Below are 21,436 nucleotides of genomic sequence, written 5' to 3'. Positions count from 1 at the left end.
CGCCCGCACGTGGACTACGGCCACGTCGCCAGCGCTCAGTGTCGCTGATCACGTACCTCCGGCAGACCTCCCTACCCCCTGCGCAGTTCTCCCCAGAGGAACTCATCGTGATCGACATCAGACGTGCACTCCTCGCCGTGCTGCTCGCGACCGTGACGGTCGGCTGCGGCGCGGCCGAGGGCTCGGCGAAACCCGGCGAACCGGAGGTGAAGGAGCTCCGCTACCAGGGCAGCGCGGGCAACGTCACCTTCCCCGAACTGGCCGCGGAGCTCGGCTACCTCGGCGACGTCAAGCTCAAGTGGGTGGGCAACACCACCTCAGGGCCGCAGGACATCCAGTCCGCGGCCACCGGCCAGACCGACTTCGGCGGCGCCTTCGACGGCGCGGTCATCAAGCTCAAGGCGGCCAAGGCCCCGATCAAGGCGGTGATCGGCTACTACGGCTCCGACGAGAAGTCGTTCAACGGCTACTACGTCAAGGACGACAGCCCCATCAGAACCGCCCGCGACCTCATCGGCAAGAAGATCGGCGTCAACACCCTCGGCGCCCACCACGAGGCCGTCATCAAGGAGTACCTCAAGCGCCAGGGGCTGACCCCGGCCGAGATCGAGCAGGTCCAGCTCGTGGTGATCCCGCCGGTCAACACCGAGCAGGCGCTGCGGCAGGGGCAGCTCGACGTCGGCACGCTCGGCGCCGTGCTCAAGGACAAGGCGCTCGAACGCGGCGGGCTGCGTCCGCTGTTCACCGACGTCGAGCTGTTCGGGCCGTTCACGGCCGGGTCCGTCGTGCTGCGCGAGGACTTCATCGCCAGGAACCCCGGCACCGTCAGGACCTTCGTCGCCGGTTTCGCCAAGGCCATCGCCTGGGCGCAGACCCGGCCGCGCGAGGAGGTCGTCGCCAAGTTCGAGCAGATCATCGCCAAGCGCGGGCGCAACGAGAGCACCGACGTCGTCAAGCTCTGGAAGAGCACCGGCATCGCGGGCAGGGGCGGGGTGATCGACAGCCGGGAGTTCCAGCGGTGGATCGACTGGCTCCAGCGCGAGGGCGAGCTCCGTCCGGGCCAGGTCAAGGCCACCGACCTCTACACCAACGAGTTCAACCCCTACGCGAACGGGAGCGGCTCATGACCGCCACGATCAGCGAGACCGGCGTCCGTACGAAGATCGGCATCCGGAACGTCGGCAAGGAGTTCACGGTCAGGGACGCGGAGGAGCCGTTCACCGCCCTGTCCGGGATCGACCTCGACGTCCGCGAAGGGGAGTTCCTCACGCTCGTCGGGCCGAGCGGCTGCGGCAAGTCCACCCTCCTCGACCTGGTCGCCGGGCTGACCGCGCCGACGACGGGCGAGATCGTGGTCAACGGTGCGCCGGTCACCGGGCCCGGCCTCGACCGGGGGATCGTCTTCCAGCAGTACGCGCTGTTCCCGTGGCGGACCGCGCTGGCCAACGTCGCGTTCGGGCTGGAGGCCAAGGGCGTGCCCAGGGCCGAGCGTACGGAACGGGCGCGGCGGCACCTCGAACTGGTCGGCCTGTCCGGCTTCGAGGACCGCTACCCGCACGAGCTGTCGGGCGGCATGCGCCAGCGCGTCGCCATCGCCCGCAGCCTGGCCTTCGACCCCGACGTCCTGCTGATGGACGAGCCGTTCGCCGCGCTCGACGCCCAGACCCGCGAGTCACTCCAGGAGGAGCTGCTGCGCATCTGGCAGCACACCCGCAAGACCGTCATCTTCATCACGCACGGCATCGACGAGGCCGTCTACCTGGGGCAGCGGGTCGCCGTGATGACCTCGAGGCCCGGCCGGATCAAGAAGATCATCGAGGTGGAGTTCGACTCGCGCGAGGGCGACCTGCGGGCCGACCCGCGCTTCGGCGAGTACCGGCACCACGTGTGGGGGCTGCTGCGCGACGAGGTCGCCGCGGCGCAGGTGCAGGAGCGGACGGCGGCGATCCGGCATGACTGACGCGCGCGCCGACGAGCGGACCCGCCCCGAGGGCGACGTCCACTGGTACGACCTCCCCGACGACGAGCCGGAGCCCGTTCCCACCTCAGGGAAGGAGCCCGCCGTCCCGGTCCGGCCCACCGAGGGGGAGAGCCGGAACCCGGCCCCGGCGAGAGCGAGCCGGAAGGCGGCGCGGAGCCGCGCGGGCGGGCTGGCGCGGCGGGCGGGACGGAACTCCGCCGCGATCCTGCTGCTCCTGGCCGCCTGGGAGGTGCTGCCCCGCCTCGGCGTGGTGGACCCCGTGTTCGTGCCCCCGCTCTCCGAGAGCCTGGCCGCCGGCGCGGACCTGCTGCTCACGGGCCGCCTGCCCGAGCACCTGGAGGCGTCGCTGGCGCGCTCGCTGTCCGGGTTCGGGCTGGCGATCGTGCTGGCCATCCCGCTCGGGCTGCTGATCGGCTGGTACAAGCCGGTCGCCGACTTCCTGACCCCGCTGCTGGAGGTGTTCCGCAACACCTCGGCGGTCGCGCTGCTGCCGGTCTTCACGCTCATCCTCGGCATCGGCGAGACGACGAAGGTGGCGTTCGTCCTGTACGCCTGCTCCTGGCCCATCCTGCTCAACACCATCAGCGGCGTGAAGACCGTCGAGCCCCTGCTGATCAAGTCGGCCCGGTCGATGGGGCTCGGCCCGGTGCGGCTGTTCCAGAAGGTGATCCTGCCGGCCGCCGTCCCCACCATCTTCACGGGCGTACGGCTGGCGGGCGCGTACTCGATCCTCGTCCTGCTGTTCGCCGAGATGGTCGGCGCCAAGGCCGGGCTCGGCTACCTCATCCTCGACGCCCAGTCCAGCTTCCGCATCCCTGACATGTACGCCGGCATCATCACGATCTCCGTGGTCGGCCTGCTGTTCAACCTGCTCCTGATCGGCGTCGAGCGCCGCTTCTCCACCTGGAGGACCACGTGACGAGAAAGCTCCACCTGAACGCCTTCCTCATGGGCGTCGGCCACCACGAGGCGGCCTGGCGGCACCCGCGCACCGAGCCGAGCCGCCTGACCGACGTCCGCCACTACCAGGAGCTGGCCAGGATCGCCGAGCGCGGCAAGCTCGACTCGCTCTTCCTCGCCGACGGCGTGGCCCTGCAGGGCAACGTCCGGCACAACGCGCTCGGCGGGCTCGAACCGCTCACGCTGCTGGCCGCCCTCGCCTCGGTGACCGACCACATCGGCCTGATCGCGACCGTCTCCACGACGTACAACGAGCCCTTCCACGTGGCGCGCAAGTTCGCCTCCCTCGACCACATCAGCGGCGGCCGGGCCGGCTGGAACATCGTCACCTCCGCCAGCGAGGCCGAGGCGCTCAACTTCGGCGTCGAACGCCCCGCGCACTCCGCCCGCTACGCCAGGGCGGACGAGTTCCTGGAAGTCGTCGGCAAGCTCTGGGACAGCTGGGAGGACGACGCCGTCCTGGGCGACCGCGCCGGCGGCCTCTACGCCGACACCGGCAAGATCCATCCCATCGAGCACATCGGCCGCCACTTCGCCGTCAGGGGACCGCTGAACACCTCGCGCTCGCCGCAGGGACGTCCGCTGCTGGTGCAGGCCGGGTCGTCGGAGGACGGCAGGGAGTTCGCCGCCCGGCACGCCGAGGCCGTCTTCACCGCCCAGCAGACCCTGGAGGAGGGCCAGGAGTTCTACAGCGACATCAAGCGGCGGGTGGCCGCCCACGGCAGGCAGCCGGACGACCTGCTCGTCCTGCCCGGCATCTCGCCGATCATCGGCTCGACCGAACGGGAGGCGCTGCACCTGGAGAAGGAGCTCGAAGACCTGATCATCCCCGCCTACGGCCTGGCCCAGCTCTCCCACATGACCGGCATCGACCTGACCGAGGACGACCTCGACCTGCCGCTGCCGGACGTGCCCGTCGAGACCGAGGGCGCGCAGAGCCGGCGCAAGCTCGTCATCGACCTGGCCAGGCGGGAGCGCCTGACGGTCCGGCAACTGCTCAACCGGCTGGCCGGCGGCCGCGGCCACCGCGTGGTCGCCGGGACGCCCGAGCAGATCGCCGACCAGCTCCAGGAATGGTTCTTCACCGGGGCGGCCGACGGCTTCAACATCATGCCGCCGCTGCTCCCGTCGGGCCTGTCCGACTTCGTCGACCACGTCGTGCCGGAGCTGCAGATCAGGGGCCTGTTCCGGTACGAGTACGAGGGCCGCACCCTCCGCGACAACTACGGCCTGACCCGGCCCGCCTCCCGGTACGCCGCCAGGCTGGCAGCGGCGGTGGCCGGATGAGCGTCGTGGCGCTGGTCGGCAACCCCCGCGAAGGCTCCAGGACGAGGACCGTGGCGGTCGAGGCGGCCGAGGCCGTCGCGCGGCGGCTCGGCCTCCCGGGCGCGCACGACGTGGTCGACCTGTCGGCGCTCGGGCCGCACCTGCTCGCCCCCGGGCCCGCGCCCGGCGTCGAGGTGGCGCTGGAGCTGGTGACCGAGGCGAGGGTGCTGGTGGTGGCCAGCCCCACGTACAAGGGGACCTACACCGGGCTGCTGAAGGCGTTCCTCGACCGGTTGCGGCCGGAGGCGCTGGCCGGGGTGGCGGCGCTGCCGCTGCTGGTCATGGGCGACCCGAAGCACACGCTGGCGGTCGAGGTGCACCTGCGGCCCCTGCTGGTGGAGCTCGGCGCGACCGTGCCGACGCCCGGGCTGGCCGTGCTGGAGTCGCGGCTGCCCGAGCTGGAGGAGATCCTGAGCCGCTGGGCGGACCGCGTCGCGCCGCAGGTGGCCGCGGCCCTCGCGGTCGGCCACCCGGCCACCGCCTGAGACCGGGCGGCTCTCCGGGGAGCGGGCCTCCCCGACCGGCCTGCTGACCGGGCCTTCTTCAGCGGGCCTTCTCAGCGGGCCTCACCGAGCGGGCGGGGGCGCGGGGTCAACGCCAGTCGCCGGACTGGAGCGCCCCCGCCGCCTGCGGTCCCATCGTGACCATCCCGCCGTCCACGAACACCGACGAGCCCGTCATGTACGAGGCGGCCGGCGAGGCGAGGAAGGCGATGACCGCGGCCACCTCCCGGGCGTCGCCCGGCCGCGGGATCGGGTACCCCGGACGGCTCCCGGCCCGCGGCACCCGGTCCTCCTGCCCGGTCATCGGCGTGGCGATCTCGCCGGGCGCGACGGTGTTGACCGTGATCCCGTACGCGGCCAGCTCCAGCGCCAGCACCCGGCTGAGCAGCTTCAGCCCGCCCTTGGCCGCGCAGTACGGCCCCGCCCCCACCCTCGGGTACTCCTCGTGCACGCTGGTGACGTTCACGATCCGGCCGCCGCGCCCCTCGGCCGCCATCCGCCGGGCCGCCCGCTGCGCGCACAGGAACGGCCCGTCCAGGTCCACCGACAACACCGAACGCCAGCGCTCGTAGTCCATGCCGAGCAACGGCTCCGACGACCCCGTGCCGGCGTTGTTGACCAGCACGCCGATCCCGCCCAGTTCCCCGGCCAGCTCGTCGACGACGTGCGCGGCCCGTACCGGGTCGGTCAGGTCGTGGCGGCGCACGGCCGCCGCCTTGCCCGCCTCCCGCACCAGCGCGGCGGTCTCCCGCGCACCCTCCTCGTCCTCGTGGTAGGTGATCCCCACGTCGAACCCGTGCTCGGCGAGCAGCACGGCGGTGGCCTTGCCGATACCGGAGTCGGCGCCCGTGACGACGGCGACCCGGTCGTAACTGTCGGTCATGCCATCCCCCTGCCCGACCCCCGCCGCCTGACGCCCCGGGCTCACCAGGGGGAGGGGGCCGGGGGTGTGACCACTGGGGGACGGTCGTCGCAGGTGAGGGTGTTGGGGAGGAGCCAGGGGGCGAGCCAGCCGTCGTTGCCGCCGCCGTCCGTCAGTGAGAACTCCGAGCCGGACGGGGTGAAGTGGAAGGTGCCGCAGTTGTTGACGGGGACCGCGCCCACGTTGCGGGCGTCCACGTTCTCGAAGGTGGCCGAGCCGGCGGCGCGGGCGCTGAGCACCGAGGTGCCGGTGCCGTCCACCCGGACGTCCTTGAAGCGCAGGTTCGTGATGGAATAGAGGTCCTTGACGGGCCAGTCGGCGACCAGCATCACGGCGTTGTAGGTGTTGTCGAGGTAGTGGTCGCCGGTCACCCGGACGTCGGCGTCGATGTTCCGCTCCAGGGCGTAGAACCAGATGGCGCCGAGGCCGATGTTCCAGTTCAGCTCGTACGTGCCCGCCCGCACGGTGGTGTTGCCGGTGATGTCCAGGCGGCCGGTGAACGGCTCGGCGCCGAAGCGGGAGCCGACCTGCAGCGCGCTGCCCTCCCGGACGGGGTCGGCGACCAGGTTGGCCGAGACCGTGTTGTCCGTGCCGCCGTAGATCGCGATGCCGTTGGCCAGCACCGGCGTCTGCACGGTGTTGTGGTCGAACGTGTTGCGCGCGTTCGCCGTCCTCTCCGACCACATGGCCAGGCCGTCGTCGCCGGAGTTGCGGACGAAGTTGTCCGACACGACCGAGCCGGTGACGCCGGTGTGCAGGTTGAGCCCGTCGGCGATCTGGTCGGCGATCACGTTGCCGGTGACGCGGGTGCCGCTCATGGGTCCGTCGAACCAGAGGCCGACCTTGGTGTGGTGGATGTGGAGGCCCTCGATCGTGGAGTCGCTCATCGCGCCGCCGACGCCGTTGACCTGGTCGGTGTCGATCCGCTCGCGGACGTCGCCCTCGATGGCGAACCCGGACAGGTGCACGTTCCGGCTGCCGCCGTCCTTGGCGTCCTTGCCGTAGAAGCCGACGCCGGTGTGGACGGACCCGTCGGGCGCCGGGGTGTCGAGGGCGACCTCGCGGCCCTTGATGATCGTGTACCAGCTTCCCGCGCCGCTGATCGTCACGTCGTCCACGACGATGTGCCGGTTCACCTGGTACGTGCCGGGCGGGACGTACACCTTCAGGTGGGTGCGCCGGGCGAAGGCGACGGCCCGGTCGAAGGCGGACGAGGACTCGCGGCGGCCGGACGGGTCGGCGCCGAAGGCCAGCACGTTGGCCGCGACCGGCTCGATCCGCGGCGGGGCGACGAGCTCGGAGTCCAGCAGGTCGATGACCGTCCAGGCGGCGCCGGAGCCCGCCGTCAGCCGGATCCGGTCGCCCGCCCGGTACGTGCGCCCGAGCAGCAGGCGCTGCTCGTCGTAGAAGTGGCTGGGCCGGAACGGCTTGGTGATCGCCGGGGCCGGGGTGGTGGCGCTGGGCACGCAGGAGCACTCGGTGATCCACCAGTCCGGGTGCAGCAGGTCGGCGCCGGGGTCGTTGGTGAAGGGGTACTGGTTGTACAGCCACGAGTACTGCGAGGTCAGCGTCATGGTCGCCCGGTGGTGGCCGTTGACCGCCACGTCCAGTGGCGCGGTGATGCCGCCGCCCGAGGGCGCGTCGGGGATGCTGTAGCGCAGCGTGATCGCGTTGGCCGCGGCCGGGAGGGTGAACTCGACGTGCCGTCCGGGGGTCAGCCTGACGGCCCGCCGCCCGGACGCCTCGGCGGGCAGCGTGTACGCGCTGCGGTCGGGGCCGATGACCGTGCCGTCCGTCGCGGCGTTCTCGGCCTCCTGCTCGGCGAAGCCGACGCGCGCGCCCCGGCCGGCGACCAGCGCCGGGTCGAGGGCGGCCCGCGTCACGACGGGCCGCTGTGCCGTGGTGGCGGCCTCCGCGGGGACGGCGATCGAGACGAGGGGGAGGCCGAGAGCCGCGGCGAGCACCGCCACGACCCTCCGGGATGTGCTCGTGAGTGACATCCGAAGCTCGATTCTCTCGGGGGTGAGGTGACAGTAGGACCCCACGACCCCGGGACACAAGGCTCCTGCGAAGGAGTTTCGTAACGTTGTTGTCGAGCTTCGAGACACTATCGATTTCTTGCGACAGTTACGCAAACCGCTTGCAAGCGGCCGTCATGGGAGCCAGCTCACCCGGCCGTGCAGCGCCGCGTACCCGATGAAGGCCACCACGTCGATCAGCGTGTGCGCGATCACCAGCGGCATCGCGCGCCCCCACCGCTGGTACAGCCGCCCGAACACCAGCCCCATCACCATGTTCCCGACGAACCCCCCGAACCCCTGATACAGGTGGTACGACCCCCGCAACACCGACGAAACGGCCACCGCCCGCCACGGCCCCCAGCCCGCCTGGTCCAGCCGGTGCAACAGGTAGCCGGCGACCAGCACCTCCTCCAGCACCCCGTTCTGCGCCGCGGCCAGCAGCAGCACCGGCACCCGCCACCACACCTCCGGCAACTGCCCCGGCACCACCGTCAGGTTGACGCCCAGCGCGTAGACCACCAGGTAGAAGGCCAGCCCCGTGCCGCCGATCGCGGCGGCGAGCAGCGCGCCGCGCAGCGTGTCGCGGCCCGGCTCGCGCAGGTCCACCCCGATCGTCCGCAGCGACTCGCCCGATCGGACCAGCAGGTACGCCACCAGCGCGACCGGCGCCACCGAGATCGCGATGTCCACGAGCTGCAACGTCAGGTCCAGCCACGGACGTCCCGGCGCCAGCGAGCCGACGAGCACGGCCTGCTGCCCCTTCAGCTCCCTGGGCGCGGTCAGCGCGCCGATCAGCCGGACCAGCGACAGCAGTCCGCTGGCGCCGAGCGAGACCGACAGCACGACGAGGATCTCGGCCTTGATGAGTCTGGGGCCGAGGGCCGGAGCGGGTGCGAGTGACTGGGTGTGCATGGGCCGCAGAGTAGCCGTCCATCGCTCCGATCCGGATAAAGCACCCCTTGTCGGCGGGTCTCGGGGCTCGATCGGGTCACCGTTCGGGTTCGTGGCCTGATGTCACACTTCCCGCCCCGGGGTTCTCTCAGGGGGCATGAACGACATGATTCTCGTCACCGGTGCCACCGGGGCGTTCGGACGTCCGCTGGTCGAACTGCTCACCGCCCAAGGGGCCAAGGTGCGGGCCGTCACCCGTTCGGCGGGGCCGGTGCGGCTGCCCGCCGGGGTCGAGGTCGTCGAGGGCGACCCCGCCCGCCCCGACACCCTCGCCCATCACCTGGACGGCGTCACCGCCGTCTTCCTGCACCCGCGCGCCATCGGCGACGGCGCGCCCGGCCTGCTCGCCCGCGCCGCCGACCGCGGGGCGCGGCGGGTGGTGGCCCTGTCCGCGATGAACGCCGACGACCCCCTCGACGAGCAGCCCTCCCGCTTCCGCGGCGACCGCAACAAGGAGGCCGAGGCCGCGGCCGTGGACAGCGGCCTGGAGTGGACCAGCCTGCGCGCCGCCTCCTTCGCCGGCAACGCCCTCCAGGCGTGGGCCCCGCAGATCCGGGCCGGGGACGTCGTCCGGTACGTGCACGCCGGCTTCCAGGAGGTGCCGATCGACGAGCGGGACCTGATCGAGGTGGCCGCCAAGGCGCTGCTCGGCGAGCACCCCGGCGAGCACCCCGGTGGCCACTCCGGCGGGCGGCTCGGCGGGCGGCTGGAACTGACCGGGCCCGAGTCGCTGACCCATGCCGCGATGGTGGCGGTGATCGGCGAGGCGATCGGCCGGCCGCTGCGGTTCGAGGAGATCCCGCCGGAGGCCGCCGAACGGCACCTGGTCGCGGGCGGGCTGCCCGAGCCGTTCGTCCACGCCCTGCTGGCCCGGTACGCCCGGTACGCGGCCCGCCCGCAGCACCCGGTCACCGGGGACGCCGCCGCGGCACTCGGCCGCCCACCCCGCACCTTCGCCACCTGGGCCACCACCCACGCCCCGGCCTTCCACCACCCCTGACAAACCCGCCCCACCCTCCGCCCGTCGGCCTGTACGGGCCGCGGCTCGTCGGTTGGCGTTTTTCACCTGGACGGCCGGACGGTCGGCCGGGATCGGAGGTTTTCGTGGTTCACTCCACCGCCTACGTCGTCACCGCGCTGGTGACGATCGGCTTCAACGCCTTCTCCGGGTTCGCCGCCATGACCCGACTCAAGCCGGTCATGCGGACGCTCGGCCCCGCGCTCGACCGGGCCGGGGTGCCGGAGTCGTGGCTGGTCTGGCCGATCGGCGCGCTCAAGGCGGCCGGCGCGGCCGGGCTGGCGCTCGGCCTGCTGGGTGTGCCCCTGGCCGGGACGGCGGCCGCGGCCGGGCTCGTCCTCTACTTCGTCTGCGCCCTCTTCACCCACCTGCGCGTGGACGACCGCTCGCCGCAGTTCTACCTGGCTATCGTGTTCCTGGCGCTCGCGGTCGCCACCCTGGCGCTGGACCCCGCGCTGGTGGTGCGGCTCTGAGCGGTGGTGTCGCTCTGGGCGGTGGTCAGTCCCGTTCGGGGACGGCCAGTTCGCCCAGGAGCGACCAGTCGTCCTGCGGGACGTTCGCGTTGACGATGCGCGGCGTCTCGGCCAGGTAGCCGGGCAGCACCTGCTGGGCCTGCTTGAAGTGCGCCGACGTCACGTGCGCGGCCCCGGCGTCCTCGTCGCGGAAGGCTTCGACGAGGACGTACTCGGCCGGGTCGTCGAGGCTGCGCGACCAGTCGAACCACAGGCAGCCCGGCTCGGCGCGGGTGGCCTCGGTGAACTCGGCCGAGATCTCCGGCCAGCGGCCGGCGTGCTCCGGCAGGACGCGGAACTTGGCGGTGATGAAGATCATGACGAGAACTCTCCGTGGTCGGTGGCGTTACGGCACGAGACTAGCCGCAGACCACCGCCCGTCCGCGTCCGCCACCAGGCGCGCCGGACGCGCCGTGCCACCGACCGCACCACAGGCCACCGCCCGTGCCACCTGGTCACGCCGCTGACCGGCGTCAGGCCGCCTGGTCACGCCACTGACCGGCGTCAGGGCCGCCTGATCACGGCGCAGGCCGGCGCGTGGGTTACTTGATCACGCCGCAGGCCGTTCGGCCGCCTGCGTCGCCGGTTCTGAGGGTGGCCTCGTCGGGGCCGTTCGGGGCGTAGCGGGCGGGGATGTTGGCCAGGTTGTCGGGGAGCGCGTGCACGACGATCGCGCTGCCGTCGGCGTCGGTCAGCTCGCGCAGCCCGAACCGGTCGGTGACGATCGACGCGGTGCCCGACCCGTCCTTGCCGACCAGCAGCGGCGGCAGGTCGCCCGAGTGCCCGGCGTGGCTGCCGCCGCCGGCCAGGTCGAGGTGGCCCCCGGCGGTGAAGAAGGGGGAGACCTGGCCGGTCGCAGGATCGACGGCCTGCGGGTCGCACAGGCCCGTCGTGTGGATGTGGAAGCCGTGGAAGCCGGGCGTCAGACCTTTGACGGAGACCGAGACGCGCGCCGTCCCGAACCCCTCGCGCAGGATGCTGAGCCTGCCGACCGCGACGCCGTGGGTGTCGCGGATGACCACGGGCCGCGGGTCGCCCGGCCGCGAGGCGGTGGCGTCGGCCACCGCTCCCGCGCCGATCGCGGCGACCCCGGCGGCGAGTGCGAGGCAGAGCGCCAGATGTGTCCGGCTGAACGTCCGTGCCTTGGGCATGGAGAGACCGTCCCTCGTGAGGCGGAGATGTGCGGACTCATCGAGGGTATGGGCGGGCCGCGTGCCCTGTCGTATAGCTCTTGAGTCGCCGGTCGGCGTTATGGGGCCGGGGCGGGGATGCGGGAGCGGTGCGTGCCCGTCACCCGAGTTCCTCCGCGTCGAGCTCGCCGAGGCCCTGCTCTCCCGGGTCAGGCTCCCCCAGAGCGGGTTCTCCCGCGTCGGGACGGTCGGCGTCCCCGCGGGGACGGGCGGGCGCGCAGTCGTCGCCGCAGCCGCCGAAGCGTCCGGTGTCGATCGGCGCGAACGGCGTGGCGGGCACGCCCTTCAGGGCCGCCGTCATCGTGTCCTTCCAGATCGGCCCCGGCAGCGAGGCCCCGGCCACCAGGGGGAAGTACCGGCCGCCGATCGTGGTGTTCACCAGCTTGTGCCGCTGCGAGCCGCGCGGGTCGCCGATGCTGACCGCGCCCGCCAGATCCGGGGTGAACCCGGCGAACCAGGCGGAGGCGTACCCGTCGGTCGTGCCGGTCTTGCCCGCCGCCGGACGGCCGATGCCGCCGACGCCGCGCATCGTGCCCTTGGTGAACACGCCCGACAGGATGTGCGCGGTCGCGTCGGCTATGCCCGGGTCGAGCGCCTGCCGGCACGACGGCCGGTACGAGGTCGTCCGGCCGGGGCCGGTGCCGGAGGCGGTGATCTTGGTGATCGCCATCGGCGTGCAGTACTTCCCCTGGGCGGCGATGGCGGCGTACGCGTTGGCCACCGTCACCGGGTCCATCTCGTTGATGCCGAGCGTGAACGTCTCGTACTCCTGGAGCTTGCGCCCGTCGGCCCGGAGGGCGCCGAGCGACTTGGCCGTCTCCACCGTCCGGCACAGGCCCACCCGCTGCTCCAGCGCCATGAAGAACGTGTTCACCGACCCCCACGTGCCGGTGCGCAGCGTCTTGAACCCGGGGGTGCCCTCGTCGTTGGTGACCGTCCAGGACGGGTCGCCGACGCCGCCGCCGGCGCAGTTCTTGAAGGCCGCGGCGGAGGGGGCGTTGTAGCCGTTGCCGACGGTGATGCCGTCGTCCACCTTCATGCCCTGCTGGAGCGCCGCGATCAGGGTGAACGTCTTGAACGTCGAGCCCGCCTGGAAGCCGATCAGCCCGCCGTGCCGGGCGTCGGCCACCGCGTTGTAGGAGATCTGCTTCTTCTTGGCCGAGGAGCCGTAGCCGCGGCTGGCGGCCATGGCCCTGATCGCGCCGGTGCCGGGCTGGACCAGCGCCTCGGAGGCCAGGGCGTTGTCGGTGGCGTCGACGTGCTTCTTGATCGCCCGGTCGGCGGCGGCCTGGGCCTTCGGGTCGAGCGTGGTGTAGATCTTCAGGCCGCCCTGCGCGAAGGCGCGTTCCCTGGCCTGGCGCGTGCCGCCGAAGGCCGGGTTGATCAGCAGCTCGCGCCGGACGTACTCGCAGAAGTACGGATAGTCGCTGTCGCCGCAGCCGTTGGGCAGCCGGACGTCCTTGAACCCCAGCTTCTTCGCCTTGGCCGCGGACGCCTGCTCCGGCGTGATCCTGCCGAGCTCGGCCATCCGGTCGAGCACCACGTTCCGCCGGGCGCGCAGCAGCTCGCGGGCCTTCTTGCCGCGGCTCGGGTCGGTCGTGTTCGGGTCCTGCACGGCGCCCGCCAGCGTGGCGGCCTGGGCCAGGTCCAGCCGGGACGCCGGGACGCCGAAGAAGCGCCGGGCCGCGGCCTGCACGCCGTTGGCCCCCGCCCCGAAATAGGCGATGTTGAGGTAGCGGCGCAGGATCTCGTCCTTGCCGTACTTCTTCTCGACGCCCATCGCGTAGCGCAGCTCCTTGAGCTTGCGGGCGTAGCTGGCCTCCAGGGCCTTGTTCTTGTCCTGCTCGGTGTCGGCCGCGTTGAGCAGGACCTGCTTGACGTACTGCTGGGTGATGCTCGAACCGCCCTGGCTGAGCCGGTCGGAGCTGAGGTTCTTGACCAGGGCGCGCACCGTGCCCTCCACGTCGATCGCGCCGTGCTCGTAGAACCGGTCGTCCTCGATGGCGACGACCGCCGTCCGCATCACCTCGGCGATCTGGTCCAGCCGGACGATCTCCCGGTTCTGGTCGTAGAAGCGGGCGATCACGTTGCCGCGGGCGTCGTACACGGTGGAGGTCTGGGAGAGCGGCGGCTCCACGAGCGCCATCGGCTTGAGGTTCAGCTCCTCGGTGGCGGAGACGACCAGGCTGCCGGTGCCGCCGACGGCGGGGAGCGTGATCGCCGCCGTCAGCAGCCCGGCCGACACCGCCGCGACCGTGAGCCGGGCGACGTTCGACAGGCGAGTGGGCATGCGGGAGCACCTCCGGGCGGGAACATGGGTGAGCCCGGACATGACAACACAGGACAAAAGACGCTGTCCAAGACCGATATCAACTTTGCGGTGATATCGATTTCGATATCACCGCAGCGTGCGGGCCACGCGCGAGCACCCGTCGCGCGTGGCCGCCTGGCGTCAGATCATCGTCGGCGCAACCGGCTGCACCTGGTTCTCGACGTGCTCCTTCAGCCGCATCAGATCCTGCCGCAGCTTGCGCGCGGGATGCGCGCCGAGCAGTCCGGCGATGGCGTGCCCGGCCGCCCCTGCGATGGGGTTGTAGCACAGATGGACCTGGACGCGCGTCCTGCCGTCGGCCTGGGCGTCCACGCGCAGCACGCCGCTGTGGGCGATGAGCTCGCCCTCGGTGGACTTCCAGGCGATCTCCGCGCCCTCCTCGCGCCTGGTCTCCGTGGCCGTGAAGCGGATGCGCGTCCCGGCCGGGCCCCTGATCACCCAGTGGGAGCGCAGTTCGTCGGCCGACAGCCGCACCTCCTCCACGTCCGGCATGAAGCGCGGGAACAGCGAATAGTCGCTCACCAGCGGCCACACGGCCTCCAGCGGCGCCGCGATCGAGACGGCCGCGTTGACGTGGATCGCCTCGCGGCCGGCGTTGACGCCGGTGAGGCGGCGCAGCGGCAGGTTCGTCGCCGCCCGGACGGCCAGCGCGGATGCGGCGCAGCGGGTCAGCCAGGACAGCGGCCCCGGCAGCTTGCCGGTCATCGCCCAGATCGACGCCGCGGCCCCGCTCGCGAGCAGCCTGGTCGTGGGCGACCAGCGCTGCTGCATCAGCTCGGGCACCGCCTTGCGCCGCCTGCCCTGGCCCTGCAGCCGGGGCGAGTCGGTGCCGTCCCTGTGCACGTGCCAGTTGGTCTCGACGTGTTTGACGCCCGGGATGCGGCGCACCTTCTGGCGGGCGCGCTCGTCCTCGCCCGCGAGCACGTCGCCGGTGAGCGTCACGACGCGCTCGTGCACGTCGACCTCGACGGCGTGCGGGTGGCTGATGTGGCGGCCCAGTTCGGCGCGTACCCGCTCGTGCAGGACGCGGTCGTCGGCGGTGCCGCCGGTCAGGCGGTACCTGGCCGCCGCGGCCGATCCGCGGCCCCGGTTGGACAGGTCGCGGCCGAGCACGCCCAGGCCGTCGCGCATCTCGTGCGTGGCGTGCGAGCCCTTGTCCCGTACGCGGGCGCGGCGCGTACGGCCGCGGTCCGGATCCAGCAGGTACGTCACCGCGGCCCCGGCGCACGCGCCGAGCACGGCCGCGGCGATCGGATGGGACCGCCTTCGCGACTCCGTGTGGACGATCTGAATGCGCCGCGGAGCCTGTTGCCGCGATTCTCCGCCGGTTTTCCGCAGTTCCCCGCGGATTTTCCGCGGTTCCCCGTTGTTGGAGCTCATGCCCCGAAAAGCAGTCGTGCGCATGACCACAATCCCCCTCGCTCGCACTACCCGCTGGCCGTGGCCTACCCCGCAGGTCACAGCGCTAACGAGGGGGCCTTCGGGAGGCGTTGGTCGCCCTCGATATCGGGCATAAAGGTATAAGCAGTGATTTAAGGGGAGTTTTTACGATGAATAGTACGGTTCGCACCGCGACGCAGGCGTTCTGGATCGACGCCGGGCACGGCGGTGGGCAGGAGCACTACGGCGAGCAGCTGCGCAGGTGGCGGCACGCGTTCGCGGCCACGGGCGGGGAGCCGGGCGCGAGCGGCGTCACGCTGGATCCGCTGCACTTCGCGCTGGCCGCCTGGGAGGTGGCCACCCGGCCGGTCGCCGATCTGCCGTACGTGCGCACCCATCCCCGCGTCCTGGACGCGACCTGCCACCGCGCCGAGGACGCCCGCGACCCGCTGGCCGTGGTCGAACTCGCCGCGCCGCCGCCCGTCCCGCTGCCGGACGGCTGGTCGAGCTGGCGGCACGTGGGAGAGCAGGCGTACGCGGCGGGCACCGAGGGCGCGCCGACCGTGCTGAGCACGCTGGAGCTGCGCATTCCGCTGTCCGGGGACCGGCTGCCGACGCCCACCCGGCCGCGCGCCGAGGGCCTGCCCAACCTGGACGACGCCCAGGCGTCCCTGGAGGCGTTCGTGGCCGAGCTGAACGCGGCGGTCACCCCGTTCCTGCGCGAGCTGGACGGCGCCGAGGGCGTCCTCGACACCGGCGGAGCGTCGCTGGCGCAGTGGCTGCGTACGCAGATCGAGGCCGACAAGGCCACCGCGGAGGCGGCCGGCGCCGGGGCCTGGCGCTACCTCACCGCCTCCGGCCCCGTCGCGGCCCCGGTACGCCAGGGTCCGGGCGGCGCGCGGCGGCTGGAGTTCGGCGGCGGACGGGCGGTCACCCGCATCGGCTTCCACGACGACGACCTGCTCCACCCGGTCGAGGCGATCCACATCGCCCTGCACGACCCGGCCGACGCCATCGCCCGCTGCGGCGCGGAGCTGGCGCTGCTGAACGAGCACACCCCGCCCCTGACCGCCGGGAACGCCGGGGAAGCCGGGGGCGCCAGGGAGCCCAGGGAGGCGGCCTGTCCGCTGTGCGGCGAGGCCGCCGGATCGCCCTGCCAGACGCTGCGCCACCTCGCCTACGGCTACCGCCTCCGCCCCGGCTGGCGCCCCGAATGGAGCCCCTCCCGCTGACGGCCCGAGCCCATGGACGGCCCTCACGGGCGGTCCGAGCCCATGGACCGCCCGAGTCCTGGCCGTCCTGGCCCTGACCGTGCAGAGCCTGACCGTTCAGAGGTAGTTGCCCTCGCCCTGGACGCTGGCGCCCTCGGGGAGGGGCAGGGCGCGGCCGGCGTGCAGGCCGAGCTGCTGCTGGCGGGCGGCGGCCTGCTGGAGCTGGAGCCCCGCCTGGATGCCCTGGAACACGCCCTCCAGCCAGCCCACGAGCTGGCCCTGCATGACCCGGATCTCCATCTCCGTCGGCGTCGCGCCGTCCGGGGTGGGCCGCAGGCGCTCCAGCTCGTCGCGCAGCTCCGGCGCGACCGCCCCCGCGACCTCCTTGATGGCCTGCTCGTAGATGCGGTGCATGCGCTCCCGGGCGCGCTCCTCCAGGTGCACGCCCTTGGCCTCCTCCAGCAGGCTGCGGGCCATCGCGCTCACGCGGAGCAGGCGCGCGGGCTCCTCGACGCGTTCGATGTCCGCCTTCACGGCATCGCGCAGGTCGTGCTCCCGCTGCTCGTCCCCAGAAGCTGGATGCGGCGTCGTCGTCATGTCCTCAGTCCTCGTTCACGCAGGTGGGCGGCTCGTTACCGCCAGCAACAGCCCTTCCCGGTGCCTCGCCGTTCACTCGTGGGAGCGGCCGGAATCCTGGGTAGGGGTCACCCTCATGAACCGGCAGAATGACGATCCCGAGGACGAGTTCTTCGCCCCCGTGCTGCGTGAGCCGCCGCCCCCGGACGAGATCAGCCGTTCCGGCGTGGTGAGCGACACCGGCGTGCCCGGCGTGCACGGCGGCGGCGAGGGGCACTGGTCCCCGCACCCGCCGCCGTCGAACGCGCTCGGCCTGCGCCTGCTGGCCGCCGCGCTGCTGCTGCTCGCCGGGATCGTGCTGGCGGTGCTCGCGGTGCTGGCCGGACGGCTTCCGCTGGCGCTGCCGCCCGCGATCCTGGCCGTGGCCGCCGCCGTCTACCTGGTGGTGTTCGCGCGGCGCCGCGCCCGCGACGACGGCGGCCCGCCCACCTTCGGCTAGCGTGCGGACGCTGGCGGGGTCGCTGCCTGGGGTTTCGGGTCGCTTGTGGGGGTACACGCCCGCTGAGGAAAGAGGAGCCGTGATGTCTCTCATCGACAGTGACTGTGTGCGCAAGCTGCTGGAGTCCGAGCACGCCGACGCGACGCTCGTGTTCGTCCGGGGCGACTGCGTCGTGCTGCGGGCCGCGGAGATCGACGACGCCCACCGGGGGCTCGTGATCGCCAGCCGCGAGGACGTCGTGTCCCAGCTCCCCGACGGCGCCGCGACGAGCGGGCAGGCCCTCGACGACCTCGCCGTACGGCTGGACAACGTGGTGCGCGACCTGGGCGCCTGAGCCGCGGCGAGCCCGCCCGCATGTCCTGAATATGCAAGCCGTCACGTCCACCAGGCGAAAGACGGCGTCGGCCCCACCGGGATTCACTTCCGGGAACACGACACGAAAGGGGCCGTTCACATGCCTGACAACCCTGCCGGCGAGTTCTGGAAGGACCTGCGGCCGATCGAGAACTCCTTCCGGCCGGACGCGCTGCCCGAGGTGTACCTGTCCAAAGTGGCCACCGACGACGACCGGTACTACGTGCCGTTCACCGAGACCGTCGGCTCCCGGCCGCTGTGGATCAACGTCAAGGACAACAGCTGGGCCGACATCCTGCGGGCCAAGGAGGCCGGGCTGGTCAACCGGCACTACCACCCGCACGAGGTGTTCGCGTACACGATCTCCGGCAAGTGGGGCTACCTGGAACGCCCCTGGACGGCGACCGCCGGCGACTTCGTCTACGAGGCCCCGGGCGAGGGCCACACGCTGGTCGCCTACGACAGCGGCGAGCCGATGAAGACGTTCTTCATCGTCAAGGGCCCCCTGGTCTGGCTGGACGAGAACGGCGACCCCGACGGCTTCTTCGACGTGCACGACTACATCAAGATGTGCCGCGAGCACTACGAGAAGGTCGGCATCGGCGCCGACTACGTCAACTCCCTGTTCCGCTGACCGCCGCCCCGCCGCATCCCCCGAAATGAGAACGTCATGACCGACATCGCGGCCGCGCCGGAAACCAGGGCCGCCGACCGGTACGAGAACCGCCTCCTCGTCATCCTCTTCCTGTCCTTCGGCTTCGTCTTCTTCGACCGGCAGGCGCTGTCGTTCCTGGCGCCGTACATGGACCAGGACTTCGGCCTGTCCAACGCCGAGCTGGGCACGCTGTCCGGCGTGCTCGCGCTCACCTGGGCGCTGGCCGGGATGTTCGCCGGCCGCCTGTCCGACGTGCTCGGCAGGCGCAAGCCCATCCTGGTCGCGGCCGTGGTGCTGTTCTCTCTGTTCTCGGCCTCGTCGGGGCTGATGGGCGGGTTCGCCGGGCTGCTGGCCGCCCGCGCGCTGATGGGCACGGCCGAGGGCGCCGTGCTGCCGATGGCGCAGTCGCTCATGGTCGAGGCCAGCCGGGAGCGCCGCAGGGGCTTCAACATGGGCCTGTTGCAGGGCTCGTCGGCCGGGCTGCTCGGCGGCATCGTCGCGCCGCTGGTCGTGGTGTGGATCGCCGAGACCTACGACTGGCGGATCGCCTTCTACGTCACGATCGTGCCGGGGCTGGTGATGGCCGCGCTGATCGCGAAGTTCGTCCGCGAGCGGTCGCCGCGGACGGCGGCCGAGGCGCCCGCCAAGGAGCCCAGGGTGCCGCTGGGCGAGGTGCTGAAGCTGCGCAACATCGTCGTGTGCATGCTCATCGCCTGTTGCTACCTCACCTGGTTCGTCACCATCATCACCTTCACGCCGACGTACCTGACCCAGGTGAAGGGCTTCGGGCCCGGCACGATGAGCGGCGTCATGACCTGCCTGGGCGTGGCCTGGGTGCTCTGGGGCTTCGCCACCCCGGCCATCTCCGACCGGCTGGGACGCAAGCCCGCGCTGATCGGCTTCACCGCGCTCGCCGTGTTCTGCCCGCTCGCCGTGGTCTACGTCGAGAGCCCGGTGCTGCTCGGCGCGATCATGATCGTGACCTACACCGGGCTCGGCTGCTTCACCCTGTTCATGGCGACGATCCCGGCCGAGACCGTGCCGCGCGGCGCGCTGGCCACCGCGCTCGGCGTGATCATGGGCGTGGGCGAGCTGGCGGGCGGCTTCCTGGGCCCGATGGTCGCCGGCTGGGCCTCCGACCAGTGGGGGCTCCAGGCCGCGATGTTCATCGCCGCCGGTGGCGCGCTGGTCGTGGTGGGGCTCGCCTTCGCGCTGAAGGAGACGGCCCCCGCCGTGCTGCGCAGGGCGGCCGCGTGAGGGCCGCGGTCTGGCACGGGGCCAAGGACGTGCGGGTCGAGGACGTCCCCGTGCGCGAGCCCGGCCCGGGGCAGGTGACGATCGCGGTGGCGTACTGCGGGATCTGCGGCAGCGACCTGCACGAGTACGCCGACGGCCCGCACGCGATCCCCGTGGGCGAGCCGCACCCGGAGTCGGGCGTCCGCGCGCCGGTCGTGCTCGGCCACGAGTTCTGCGGCACGGTCACCGGGCTGGGCGCCGAGGTCACCGGCCTGGCCGTGGGCGACCGGGTCGCGGTGGAACCGCACTACCGGTGCGGGAGCTGCCCGCGCTGCCTGGCGGGGGAGTACAACATCTGCCGACATTTCGGTTTCGCCGGGTTGATGGGCCACGGCGGGCTCGCCGAACGGGCGACGGTGCCCGCGTACATGCTGCACCGGCTGCCCGAGGCGGTGCCGCTGGAGCAGGCGGCGGTGTTCGAGCCCGCGGCCGTGGCCCTGCACGCGGTGCGGCGGGCCGGCATCCGCGACGGCGACACCGTCGCGGTCCTCGGGCTCGGCCCGATCGGGCTGCTCGTGGCCCGCTTCGCGGCGCGGGCCGGCGCGGGCCGCGTCGTGGCCGCCGACCGCTCGCCCGCCCGCCTGGACCTGGCCCGCCGCCTCGGCGCGGAGGCGGTGCCGGGCGACGGCCTGGCCGAGGCGGTCGGCGGGGAGGGCGCGGACGTCGTCTTCGAGGCCGTCGGCTCGGAGGGCACGCTGCGCGCCTGCCTGGCCGCCACCAGGCGCGGCGGACGGGTGGTGTTCCTCGGGCTGACCGGCACGGTCTCCCTCGACGCCTTCGCCCTGGTCAACAACGAGCAGACGATCGTGACCAGCGTCGGCTACCGCGACGTCTACCCGGAGCTGATCCGCATGGTCGCCGAGGAGGGCGTGGACCTGGCCGCGATCGTCACCGCGACCATCCCGCTCGAACACGTGGTCCGCGACGGGTTCGAGGCGCTGCTGCGCGGCGAGGACCAGGTCAAGGTGCTGGTACGACCCCCTCACGACGAGGGGCGGCTCTCATGACCGACGGATTCGCCCCCGGGCTGTTCGCCGGACGGCACGCGTTCGTGACCGGCGGCACCTCCGGCATCGGCGCGGCGACCGCCGTGCTCCTCGCCGAGCTGGGCGCCGCCGTGACCGCGCTCGGCCTGCCGCCCGCCGACCCCGCCGAGCTGCCCGTCCACCCGCTGGTCCGGGTCGTGGAGCACGACGTGCTCGACCGGGGCGGCCTGGCCCGCCTGCTGTCGGCCGGCGACCCGCTGGACGCGCTGGTCAACTGCGCGGGCGTCAGCCACGACCGCGAGGAGTACGACCTGGCCCGCTGGCAGCGCGTCATCGAGGTCAACCTGACCGCCACCATGGTCGCCTGCCAGGCCGCCCGCCCCGCGCTGGCCGAGCACGGCGGCGCGATCGTGAACGTCTCCTCCATGTTCGCCTTCTCCGGCAGCAGGGACCGGCCCGCCTACAGCGCGAGCAAGGGCGGCGTCTCGCAGCTCACGAAGTCGCTGGCGGCCGAGTACGCCGCCGACGGCATCAGGGTCAACGCCGTCGCCCCCGGCTTCGTGGTCACCCCGCTGGCCCGCGGCGTGCTCGACGACCCACCGGCCCTGGCCCAGGTGCTGGCCCGCATCCCCGGCGGACGGCTCGGCAGGCCGCGCGAGGTGGCCACGGTGGTGGCGTTCCTGTGCTCGCCGGCCGCGTCGTACGTCACCGGGGCGGTCCTCCCCGTGGACGGAGGCTATCTGGCTGTGTGACATGTCACCTA

Annotated in this window: 22 protein-coding genes; 14 read left to right on the top strand and 8 right to left on the bottom strand. The window is 72.5% G+C overall.

The window, feature by feature from the left end; translation table 11 throughout:
* Nucleotides 1-107 precede the first annotated feature (107 nt).
* The 5 genes from ABZ815_RS03925 to ABZ815_RS03905 are packed head-to-tail and all read left to right on the top strand — an operon-like array spanning nucleotide 108 to nucleotide 4,752.
* Nucleotides 108-1,127, top strand: a complete 1,020-nt coding sequence (locus ABZ815_RS03925; RefSeq protein ID WP_357693664.1) for an ABC transporter substrate-binding protein — start codon at nucleotides 108-110, stop codon at nucleotides 1,125-1,127.
* Nucleotides 1,124-1,960 carry an ABC transporter ATP-binding protein gene (locus ABZ815_RS03920; protein ID WP_357693662.1) on the top strand — a complete coding sequence of 279 codons (837 nt, stop codon included), beginning with the start codon at nucleotides 1,124-1,126 and terminating at the stop codon, nucleotides 1,958-1,960. Before ABZ815_RS03925 ends, ABZ815_RS03920 begins: the two co-directional genes overlap by 4 nt.
* Nucleotides 1,953-2,900: an ABC transporter permease gene (locus tag ABZ815_RS03915; RefSeq protein WP_357693661.1), complete on the top strand. Its 948-nt coding sequence runs from the start codon at nucleotides 1,953-1,955 to the stop codon at nucleotides 2,898-2,900. The genes ABZ815_RS03920 and ABZ815_RS03915 overlap by 8 nt, the downstream gene beginning before the upstream one ends.
* Nucleotides 2,897-4,228, top strand: a complete 1,332-nt coding sequence (locus ABZ815_RS03910) for an LLM class flavin-dependent oxidoreductase (RefSeq protein WP_357693660.1) — start codon at nucleotides 2,897-2,899, stop codon at nucleotides 4,226-4,228. Before ABZ815_RS03915 ends, ABZ815_RS03910 begins: the two co-directional genes overlap by 4 nt.
* Nucleotides 4,225-4,752, top strand: a complete 528-nt coding sequence (locus ABZ815_RS03905) for an NAD(P)H-dependent oxidoreductase (protein ID WP_357693658.1) — start codon at nucleotides 4,225-4,227, stop codon at nucleotides 4,750-4,752. Before ABZ815_RS03910 ends, ABZ815_RS03905 begins: the two co-directional genes overlap by 4 nt.
* Before the next feature lie 106 nt (nucleotides 4,753-4,858).
* Here ABZ815_RS03905 and ABZ815_RS03900 read toward each other — a convergent pair whose 3' ends face one another.
* The 3 genes from ABZ815_RS03900 to ABZ815_RS03890 form a co-directional block, all read right to left on the bottom strand.
* Complete coding sequence (locus ABZ815_RS03900) at nucleotides 4,859-5,653, bottom strand: SDR family oxidoreductase (protein WP_357693656.1); 795 nt, start codon at nucleotides 5,651-5,653, stop codon at nucleotides 4,859-4,861.
* A 41-nt stretch (nucleotides 5,654-5,694) separates the two neighbouring features.
* Nucleotides 5,695-7,662, bottom strand: coding sequence for a glycosyl hydrolase family 28-related protein (locus ABZ815_RS03895; RefSeq protein ID WP_357693654.1), 1,968 nt, complete (start codon nucleotides 7,660-7,662; stop codon nucleotides 5,695-5,697).
* 183 nt (nucleotides 7,663-7,845) lie between these two features.
* The gene (locus ABZ815_RS03890) at nucleotides 7,846-8,625 is read right to left on the bottom strand and encodes a CPBP family intramembrane glutamic endopeptidase (protein WP_357693652.1); all 780 of its coding nucleotides are present in this window, start codon (nucleotides 8,623-8,625) and stop codon (nucleotides 7,846-7,848) included.
* A 136-nt stretch (nucleotides 8,626-8,761) separates the two neighbouring features.
* On the opposite strand from ABZ815_RS03890, the gene ABZ815_RS03885 reads away from it, so the two are divergent.
* Together ABZ815_RS03885 and ABZ815_RS03880 are read left to right on the top strand one after the other, a co-directional pair.
* Entirely contained in the window at nucleotides 8,762-9,664 is a 903-nt protein-coding gene (locus ABZ815_RS03885) for an NAD(P)H-binding protein (RefSeq protein ID WP_357693650.1), read from the top strand.
* A 104-nt stretch (nucleotides 9,665-9,768) separates the two neighbouring features.
* Nucleotides 9,769-10,155 (top strand): DoxX family protein, encoded by a 387-nt coding sequence (locus ABZ815_RS03880; protein WP_357693648.1) that lies wholly within the window; start codon nucleotides 9,769-9,771, stop codon nucleotides 10,153-10,155.
* A gap of 25 nt (nucleotides 10,156-10,180) precedes the next feature.
* On the opposite strand, the gene ABZ815_RS03875 is transcribed toward ABZ815_RS03880, so the two are convergent.
* From ABZ815_RS03875 to ABZ815_RS03860, 4 genes are all read right to left on the bottom strand, one after another.
* A complete protein-coding gene (locus ABZ815_RS03875) occupies nucleotides 10,181-10,513 on the bottom strand; it encodes a putative quinol monooxygenase (protein WP_357693646.1) in 333 nt (110 codons plus the stop codon).
* Between the two features lie 223 nt (nucleotides 10,514-10,736).
* On the bottom strand, nucleotides 10,737-11,345 hold the full coding sequence (locus ABZ815_RS03870; RefSeq protein WP_357693644.1) for a superoxide dismutase family protein: 609 nt from the start codon (nucleotides 11,343-11,345) through the stop codon (nucleotides 10,737-10,739).
* Between the two features lie 139 nt (nucleotides 11,346-11,484).
* Nucleotides 11,485-13,674, bottom strand: a complete 2,190-nt coding sequence (locus ABZ815_RS03865; RefSeq protein WP_357693642.1) for a transglycosylase domain-containing protein — start codon at nucleotides 13,672-13,674, stop codon at nucleotides 11,485-11,487.
* Between the two features lie 162 nt (nucleotides 13,675-13,836).
* Nucleotides 13,837-14,955 carry an SRPBCC family protein gene (locus ABZ815_RS03860; RefSeq protein ID WP_357693640.1) on the bottom strand — a complete coding sequence of 373 codons (1,119 nt, stop codon included), beginning with the start codon at nucleotides 14,953-14,955 and terminating at the stop codon, nucleotides 13,837-13,839.
* A gap of 311 nt (nucleotides 14,956-15,266) precedes the next feature.
* On the opposite strand from ABZ815_RS03860, the gene ABZ815_RS03855 reads away from it, so the two are divergent.
* Complete coding sequence (locus tag ABZ815_RS03855; protein WP_357693638.1) at nucleotides 15,267-16,328, top strand: DUF6221 family protein; 1,062 nt, start codon at nucleotides 15,267-15,269, stop codon at nucleotides 16,326-16,328.
* Nucleotides 16,329-16,424: 96 nt separating this feature from the next.
* On the opposite strand, the gene ABZ815_RS03850 is transcribed toward ABZ815_RS03855, so the two are convergent.
* Entirely contained in the window at nucleotides 16,425-16,904 is a 480-nt protein-coding gene (locus ABZ815_RS03850; protein WP_357693636.1) for a proteasome activator, read from the bottom strand.
* Nucleotides 16,905-17,019: 115 nt separating this feature from the next.
* On the opposite strand from ABZ815_RS03850, the gene ABZ815_RS03845 reads away from it, so the two are divergent.
* The 6 genes from ABZ815_RS03845 (at nucleotide 17,020) to ABZ815_RS03820 (ending at nucleotide 21,425) form a co-directional block, all read left to right on the top strand.
* Entirely contained in the window at nucleotides 17,020-17,382 is a 363-nt protein-coding gene (locus ABZ815_RS03845; RefSeq protein ID WP_357693634.1) for a hypothetical protein, read from the top strand.
* Nucleotides 17,383-17,464: 82 nt separating this feature from the next.
* On the top strand, nucleotides 17,465-17,716 hold the full coding sequence (locus tag ABZ815_RS03840; RefSeq protein WP_357693632.1) for a hypothetical protein: 252 nt from the start codon (nucleotides 17,465-17,467) through the stop codon (nucleotides 17,714-17,716).
* A gap of 120 nt (nucleotides 17,717-17,836) precedes the next feature.
* Entirely contained in the window at nucleotides 17,837-18,370 is a 534-nt protein-coding gene (locus tag ABZ815_RS03835) for a 2,4'-dihydroxyacetophenone dioxygenase family protein (RefSeq protein WP_357693630.1), read from the top strand.
* Nucleotides 18,371-18,406: 36 nt separating this feature from the next.
* A complete protein-coding gene (locus ABZ815_RS03830) occupies nucleotides 18,407-19,648 on the top strand; it encodes an MFS transporter (RefSeq protein ID WP_357693628.1) in 1,242 nt (413 codons plus the stop codon).
* On the top strand, nucleotides 19,645-20,694 hold the full coding sequence (locus tag ABZ815_RS03825) for a 2,3-butanediol dehydrogenase (RefSeq protein WP_357693626.1): 1,050 nt from the start codon (nucleotides 19,645-19,647) through the stop codon (nucleotides 20,692-20,694). The genes ABZ815_RS03830 and ABZ815_RS03825 overlap by 4 nt, the downstream gene beginning before the upstream one ends.
* On the top strand, nucleotides 20,691-21,425 hold the full coding sequence (locus ABZ815_RS03820) for an SDR family NAD(P)-dependent oxidoreductase (RefSeq protein ID WP_357693624.1): 735 nt from the start codon (nucleotides 20,691-20,693) through the stop codon (nucleotides 21,423-21,425). The genes ABZ815_RS03825 and ABZ815_RS03820 overlap by 4 nt, the downstream gene beginning before the upstream one ends.
* Nucleotides 21,426-21,436: the final 11 nt, after the last annotated feature.

Source organism: Nonomuraea sp. NPDC047529 (assembly GCF_040642995.1).
Classification (GTDB): Bacteria; Actinomycetota; Actinomycetes; order Streptosporangiales; family Streptosporangiaceae; genus Nonomuraea.
This window is presented reverse-complemented; position numbering and strand designations above follow the sequence as displayed.

Excerpts from the sequence above, each read along its gene's own strand:
- ABZ815_RS03905 (WP_357693658.1), top strand. The coding sequence starts at position 4,225 with ATGAGCGTCGTGGCGCTGGTCGGCAACCCCCGCGAAGGCTCCAGGACG.
- ABZ815_RS03885 (WP_357693650.1), top strand. The coding sequence starts at position 8,762 with ATGAACGACATGATTCTCGTCACCGGTGCCACCGGGGCGTTCGGACGT.
- ABZ815_RS03850 (WP_357693636.1), bottom strand. The coding sequence starts at position 16,904 with ATGACGACGACGCCGCATCCAGCTTCTGGGGACGAGCAGCGGGAGCAC.
- ABZ815_RS03830 (WP_357693628.1), top strand. The coding sequence starts at position 18,407 with ATGACCGACATCGCGGCCGCGCCGGAAACCAGGGCCGCCGACCGGTAC.
- ABZ815_RS03875 (WP_357693646.1), bottom strand. The coding sequence starts at position 10,513 with ATGATCTTCATCACCGCCAAGTTCCGCGTCCTGCCGGAGCACGCCGGC.
- ABZ815_RS03900 (WP_357693656.1), bottom strand. The coding sequence starts at position 5,653 with ATGACCGACAGTTACGACCGGGTCGCCGTCGTCACGGGCGCCGACTCC.
- ABZ815_RS03840 (WP_357693632.1), top strand. The coding sequence starts at position 17,465 with ATGTCTCTCATCGACAGTGACTGTGTGCGCAAGCTGCTGGAGTCCGAG.
- ABZ815_RS03845 (WP_357693634.1), top strand. The coding sequence starts at position 17,020 with ATGAACCGGCAGAATGACGATCCCGAGGACGAGTTCTTCGCCCCCGTG.
- ABZ815_RS03870 (WP_357693644.1), bottom strand. The coding sequence starts at position 11,345 with ATGCCCAAGGCACGGACGTTCAGCCGGACACATCTGGCGCTCTGCCTC.
- ABZ815_RS03890 (WP_357693652.1), bottom strand. The coding sequence starts at position 8,625 with ATGCACACCCAGTCACTCGCACCCGCTCCGGCCCTCGGCCCCAGACTC.
- ABZ815_RS03820 (WP_357693624.1), top strand. The coding sequence starts at position 20,691 with ATGACCGACGGATTCGCCCCCGGGCTGTTCGCCGGACGGCACGCGTTC.
- ABZ815_RS03855 (WP_357693638.1), top strand. The coding sequence starts at position 15,267 with ATGAATAGTACGGTTCGCACCGCGACGCAGGCGTTCTGGATCGACGCC.
- ABZ815_RS03835 (WP_357693630.1), top strand. The coding sequence starts at position 17,837 with ATGCCTGACAACCCTGCCGGCGAGTTCTGGAAGGACCTGCGGCCGATC.
- ABZ815_RS03920 (WP_357693662.1), top strand. The coding sequence starts at position 1,124 with ATGACCGCCACGATCAGCGAGACCGGCGTCCGTACGAAGATCGGCATC.
- ABZ815_RS03865 (WP_357693642.1), bottom strand. The coding sequence starts at position 13,674 with ATGCCCACTCGCCTGTCGAACGTCGCCCGGCTCACGGTCGCGGCGGTG.
- ABZ815_RS03915 (WP_357693661.1), top strand. The coding sequence starts at position 1,953 with ATGACTGACGCGCGCGCCGACGAGCGGACCCGCCCCGAGGGCGACGTC.